Annotated in this window: 6 protein-coding genes; 3 read left to right on the forward strand and 3 right to left on the reverse strand. The window is 74.2% G+C overall.

Annotation, left to right across the window (positions count from 1 at the left end):
- On the forward strand, positions 1 to 733 hold a 733-nt coding region (locus AB0G02_RS26755), incomplete at its 5' end, for an MFS transporter (RefSeq protein WP_360798751.1).
- Between the two features lie 132 nt (positions 734 to 865).
- On the forward strand, positions 866 to 1,723 hold the full coding sequence (locus AB0G02_RS26760; RefSeq protein WP_360798754.1) for an SMP-30/gluconolactonase/LRE family protein: 858 nt from the start codon (positions 866 to 868) through the stop codon (positions 1,721 to 1,723).
- Here AB0G02_RS26760 and dapF read toward each other — a convergent pair.
- From dapF to AB0G02_RS26775, 3 genes are read right to left on the reverse strand one after another with little or no spacing between them, the layout of a single operon-like run.
- Positions 1,720 to 2,520 carry a diaminopimelate epimerase gene (gene dapF, locus AB0G02_RS26765; RefSeq protein ID WP_360798757.1) on the reverse strand — a complete coding sequence of 267 codons (801 nt, stop codon included), beginning with the start codon at positions 2,518 to 2,520 and terminating at the stop codon, positions 1,720 to 1,722. The two genes, AB0G02_RS26760 and dapF, sit on opposite strands and share 4 nt — an antisense overlap.
- Before the next feature lie 10 nt (positions 2,521 to 2,530).
- Positions 2,531 to 3,439, reverse strand: coding sequence for a tRNA (adenosine(37)-N6)-dimethylallyltransferase MiaA (miaA, locus tag AB0G02_RS26770; protein ID WP_360798760.1), 909 nt, complete (start codon positions 3,437 to 3,439; stop codon positions 2,531 to 2,533).
- 13 nt (positions 3,440 to 3,452) lie between these two features.
- Positions 3,453 to 4,160 carry a class III extradiol dioxygenase subunit B-like domain-containing protein gene (locus AB0G02_RS26775; protein WP_360798763.1) on the reverse strand — a complete coding sequence of 236 codons (708 nt, stop codon included), beginning with the start codon at positions 4,158 to 4,160 and terminating at the stop codon, positions 3,453 to 3,455.
- 185 nt (positions 4,161 to 4,345) lie between these two features.
- On the opposite strand from AB0G02_RS26775, the gene AB0G02_RS26780 reads away from it, so the two are divergent.
- On the forward strand, positions 4,346 to 5,670 hold a 1,325-nt coding region (locus tag AB0G02_RS26780), incomplete at its 3' end, for a DUF349 domain-containing protein (RefSeq protein WP_360798766.1).

The following is a 5,670-nucleotide window of genomic DNA, read 5'->3' on the forward strand; positions in this document are numbered from 1 at the left end:
GCTGGTCGGCGCGGCGGTCGGGGTGCTCGCCACCGGCGTCGGCTACCTGGCCTCGGCGCTGTTCCTGCTGCGCATCCGCACCGAGGAGCCGCGCCCGCGGGCGCCGGAGAACCCCGGATTGCGGCGCGAGATCGCGGAGGGCCTGCGGTTCGTCTTCGGGCACCCGTCGCTGCGCGCGATCGTCGGCTGCACGGCCACCGCCAACTTCTTCGGCGGCATCGCGATGGCCGTGCTGGTGCTGTTCCTGGTGCGCGGGCTCGGCCTGTCCGAGGGCGTGGTGGGCCTGGTGCTCAGCTCCGGCGGCCTGGGCGGCGTGCTCGGCGCGCTGACCGCGAACCGGTGGAACGTGCGGTTCGGCCGGACCACCGCCATCTGGCTGTCCGCGCTGGTCACGTTCCCGCTCGGGCTGCTCGTCCCGCTCGGCGCGGCGGACTGGCGGATCGGGTTCCTGGTCCTGGGCGAGGCCGCGATCGGGTACGGCTCGGTCGTCTACAACATCACCCAGGTCAGCTACCGGCAGTCGATCTGCCCGGACCACCTGCTCGGCCGGATGAACGCGAGCATCCGGTTCGTGGTGTGGGGCGCGCTGCCGCTCGGCGGGCTGGTCGGCGGCGCGCTGGGTGGCGGTGTCGGGGTCGGGGCGACGCTGTGGGTGGCCATGGCGGGCCAGTCGCTGTCCGTGCTGTGGGTGGTGCTGTCACCGCTGAGGAGCCGTGCCGCCGTCGACGCGTGACCTCCGGCTGTTCTTCGGGGTGGCGTCCCCGGCGTGCCTGCCGACGTCGGTCGAGCCGTCCGTCGTTCGGGCGCTCCTGTCACCACTGCGGTCGATGCGCGACCCGCCCGGTGATCACTAGGTTCGACCGGCATGGCTGACACCACCGTGCTGCGCGAAGGTCTCCGGTTCGGCGAAGGTCCGCGGCAGGGCCCGGACGGCAGGCTGTTCTACTCCGACTTCTACGACCACGAGGTCCGCGCCCTCGACCTGGCCACGGGCGAGGAGGAGGTCATCTGCGAGGTGCCCGAGCAGCCGTCGGGGCTGGGCTGGCTGCCGGACGGCCGGCTGCTCGTGGTGTCCATGCGCGACCGCAGGGTGCTGCGGCTGGAGGACGGCGGCCTGGTCGAGCACGCCGACCTGACCGGCATCGCCACCTTCCACGCGAACGACATGCTGGTCGACGCGCACGGCCGCGCGTACGTCGGCAACTTCGGCTTCGACCTGCACGCCGCCATCGCGGCCGGCGGCGAGGGGCCGATGATGGAGCCCGGCTGGGTCGCCCCCGGCACGTCGTTGGCGCTGGTCCGGCCCGACGGCACGGTCAGCGTGGCCGCCGAGGACCTCAAGTTCCCCAACGGCATGGGCCTGCTGCCCGACGGGCGCCTGGTCGTAGCCGAGACGCTCGCGTTCCGGCTGACCGCCTTCGACGTGGCCGACGACGGCACGCTGTCCGGCCGGCGGGTGTTCGCCCCGCTGCGCGACCACGGCATCGCACCGGACGGCATCGCGGTGGACGCCGACGGCGGCGTGTGGGTCGCGCCCGCGCTCCAGCCGGTCGCGTTCCGGGTCGAGGAGGGCGGCGCGATCACCCGGCGGGTCGGGACCAGCCGGCCGTGCTTCGCCGTCGCGATCGTCGGTGACCGGCTGGTCTGCTGCACCGCCCCCAGCTCGCAGCCCGAGGAGGTGGCCGGAGCGCGGCTGGGGAGGCTGGAGGTGTTCGCCCTCTAGAGGGCGTCCCACCAGGCCTGGTCCAGCTCGCCGCGCGCGACGAGGACCGCCGGGCCGGAGAGCGTGGAGCCGTCCTCCTCGATCACCACGGACACCTGCCCACCGGGAACGTCCACAGTGGCCTTCCCGGTGCGCCGGCCGGCCCCGTATAGCCAGGACGCCACCGCGGCCACCGTGCCCGTGCCGCACGACCTGGTCTCGCCTATGCCGCGCTCGTGCACGCGCATCCGCAGGGCGCCCTCGTCCAGCACGTTGACGAACTCCACGTTCACGCCGTGCGGGAACAGCACCGGGTCGTGACCGGGGGGCACGCGCAGGTCCAGCTCCCCGACCGGGGACTCCGTGACGCACGCCAGGTGCGGGTTGCCCACGTCCACCGCGACGCCGGCGAACGCGCGACCGCCGACCGTGGCCGTCCCGGTGCCGGTGACCAGCACCCGGCCCATGTCCACCGTCACGGTGCCGTCGTCGTGCGCGGTGACGTGCCGCTCACCGGCCCGCGTGCCGATGGTGAACTCACCCGTGGGCACGAGCTCGGCGTCGACCAGGTACCGCGCGAACACCCGCACCCCGTTGCCGCACATCTCGGCGATGGAGCCGTCGGCGTTGCGGTAGTCCATGAACCACGGACCCAGGTCGTGCCGCACGACCCGCAGCACGCCGTCCGCGCCCAGGCCGCGCTGCCGGTCGCACAGCGCGCGCACCCGTGACTCGGTCAGGTCCAGCAGGCCGTCCGGGTCGGGCAGCACGACGAAGTCGTTCTCGGTGCCGTGGCCCTTCAAAAACTCGATTCCCACGGTCACCAGGCTACGGTGCGACCAGCCCGAGCACGTCGTCGGCCAGCGCGGGGGAGGCGGCGTCGAACCAGGTGACCCGCTGGTCGCGGCGGAACCACGACCGCTGCTTGCGGACGAACCGCCGGGTGGCCTGCGCGGTCGCCGCCGCCGCTTCCTCCAGCGTGGACTCGCCGTCGAACGCCGCCAGCACCTGCTGGTAGCCCAGGGCGCGGGACGCCGTGCGGCCGTCGCGCAGGCCGCGGGCCTCCAGCGCGCGCACCTCGTCCACCAGCCCGGCCTCGAACATCCGCGCCACCCGCGCGTCGACCCGTTCGTCCAGCTCGGACACCTCGCGGTCCAGGCCGACCACCACCGTGCCGTAGCGGGCCGGTCCGGGCTTGGGCAGCGTGGCCGAGAACGGCTGCCCGGTCAGCTCGATGACCTCCAGCGCGCGCACCACCCGGCGGCCGTTGCTGGGCAGGATCGCCAGCGCGGCGGCCGGGTCGAGCTGCGCCAGCCGCCCGTGCAGCGTCTCCGCGCCGAACATCACCAGCTCCTGCTCCAGCTGGGTGCGGATCCTCTCGTCCGTGCCGGGGAACACCAGGTCGTCCAGCACGGCCTGCACGTACAGGCCCGAGCCGCCGACCAGCACCGGCGTGCGCCCGTCGGCCAGCAGCCGCTCCACCGCGGCCCGCGCCTCGCGCTGGTAGGCGGCCACGGAGGCGGTCTCGGTCACGTCGAGCACGTCGAGCAGGTGGTGCGGCACGCCCTGCCGCTCGTCCTCGGTGATCTTGGCCGTGCCGATGTCCATGCCCCGGTAGAGCTGCATCGCGTCGGCGTTGACCACCTCGCCACCCAGTTCGGCGGCCAGCCGCACGGCCAGGTCCGACTTGCCGGTGGCGGTGGGCCCGACGACGGCGATGGGGATGGGGGTGTTCACGCGCCCAAGCCTGTCAGACGCCTCCGCGGCCCCCGGACGTGCTGTCCCACACCGCGAGGTGGTAGCCGACGCCGAACGGCGCGAGGAACTCCGACCGGCTGCACCGCCAGGGCCCCGGCACGCCCGCCGCCACCTGCCACGCGGCCCGCCCCGACGCGCCCAGCTCGGCCGCCAGCGCGGGGTCCAGCGCCCGCAACGCGGCCGTGTCCGCCCTGGCCAGCGCCTCGCGCACGTCCTCGTCGAACGGCCCGGCCCGCTCGTCCGGCCGACCCACGGCGTGCTCGCCGTGCCGGTGCGACCCGTCACCGAGCACCAGCAGCGCCGGCGCACCGGCCAGCTGCCGGCCCAGGGCGACGCACTCGTCGGTCGGCAGGTCCGGCGGCACGAGGTGCACCCGCACGGCCCGCGCGCCCGCGCGTTCCCTCAACCAGGCCGCGACCAGCACCGGCAGCGGCAGGTCCTCGTCCACCCGGGACGCGCCGTCCGACAGCGAAACCCGCACGTCCACCCCGAAGCCGCGGAACGTCCCGGCCACGTCCTCGACCAACCGCGGCCCCGACGGGTCGACCGCGACCGCCACCCACTCCGGCCCCCGCGCGGCCAGCTCCCGGGCCGCGGCCAGGCAGGCCGAGCGCACCGGTTCGGTGTCGCGCACGGCCCCGGAGACCAGTTCGGGCACCAGCAGCGGGGGGTGCGGCACGACCACCAGGCGCGAGATCATGGCGACCAACGCTACTCATCGGCCACCACCGGTACCGATGCGAGCCTTGACCTGTTTGAATGCGCGCGAGGTACTGGACACTCTGAAGGAGCGTCGCGGTACTCGGGTGCTGGGCCCCGTCGTAGGCGGGGCGCCCGTGGTCGGCACGGGCACCACGAAGTGGGCAGGCGAGGAGGAAGCCGGCGATGACGGAGCACGAGACGACACCGGGAACCACTGGCGACAGTGGTGCGGGGGCGGTGGTCGAGGAGACCCGGGTGGGAGCGACGCCGGTCGCGGCGCCACCTCCGGTCCCCGTGGCGTCGGACCACCCTGACCGCTGGGGGCGCGTGGACGCGGACGGCACCGTCTACGTCAAGACCGCGGACGGCGAGCGGGTCGTCGGTTCCTGGCAGGCGGGCGAGCCCGCCGAGGGCCTGGCGCACTTCGCGCGCCGGTTCGACGACATCCGCACCGAGGTCGAGCTGCTGGTGACGCGGCTGACCTCCGGCGCGGGCGACCCCAAGCACGCGATGACCAGCGCGAAGCACGTCCAGGAGAGCTTGGCCGACGCTGCGGTGGTCGGTGACCTCGCCGCGCTGGCCGCACGCGTCGAGCACGTGCTGGTCCTGGCCGAGAAGGGCATGGAGGCCGCCAAGGCCGCCAAGGACGAGGCACGGGCCGCGGCGGGCGCGCGCAAGCAGGAGCTGGTCGAGGAAGCCGAGGCGCTGGCCAACGAGTCCACCCAGTGGAAGGCGGCGGGCGACCGGCTGCGGACCATCCTGGACGAGTGGAAGACCATCCGGGGCGTCGACCGCAAGACCGACGAGCAGCTGTGGCGGCGGTTCTCCAAGGCGCGTGACGCGTTCAACCGCAGGCGCGGGTCGCACTTCGCGGACCTGGACCGGCAGCGCACCGTGGCCAAGAACCGCAAGCAGGAGCTGGTCGAGGAGGCTGAGAAGCTCGTCGAGTCCGACGACTGGGGCCCCACGGCCGGTCGGTACAAGGATCTGATGGTCGAGTGGAAGGCCGCCGGGCGTGCGCCCAAGGAGGCCGACGACGTGCTGTGGCAGCGGTTCCGCGCCGCCCAGGACGCGTTCTTCGCCAAGCGCTCCGAGGCGTTCAGCGAGCGTGACGCCGAGTTCTCGGCCAACGCGAAGCTGAAGGAGGAGCTGCTCGCCGAGGCCGAGCACATCGACCCCACGCACGACCTGGAGGCTGCCCGGCAGCAGCTGTACAAGATCCAGGAGCGGTGGGACGCGATCGGCAAGGTGCCGCGCGAGCGGGTCCGCGAGCTGGAGGGCAAGCTCCGCACGATCGAGGAGCGCGTCCGCGGCGCGGTCGACGCCCAGTGGCGCAAGTCCGACCCGGAGGCCGAGGCCCGCGTGGCCCAGTTCCGCGAGCGGGTCGAGCAGTTCGAGGCGCAGGCCGCGAAGGCGCGCTCGGCGGGCGACAAGCGCCGCGCCGAGCAGGCCGAGGCCCTGGCGAACCAGTGGCGCGAGTGGCTGGCCGCCGCCGTGCAGGCGGTCGC

The sequence above is a fragment of the Actinosynnema sp. NPDC023658 genome (genome assembly GCF_040639995.1).
Classification (GTDB): Bacteria; Actinomycetota; Actinomycetes; order Mycobacteriales; family Pseudonocardiaceae; genus Actinosynnema.

What these genes read in the sequence shown, in the direction of transcription:
- AB0G02_RS26760 (WP_360798754.1), top strand. Translation starts at nt 866, where the DNA reads ATGGCTGACACCACCGTGCTGCGCGAAGGTCTCCGGTTCGGCGAAGGT.
- AB0G02_RS26775 (WP_360798763.1), bottom strand. Translation starts at nt 4,160, where the DNA reads ATGATCTCGCGCCTGGTGGTCGTGCCGCACCCCCCGCTGCTGGTGCCC.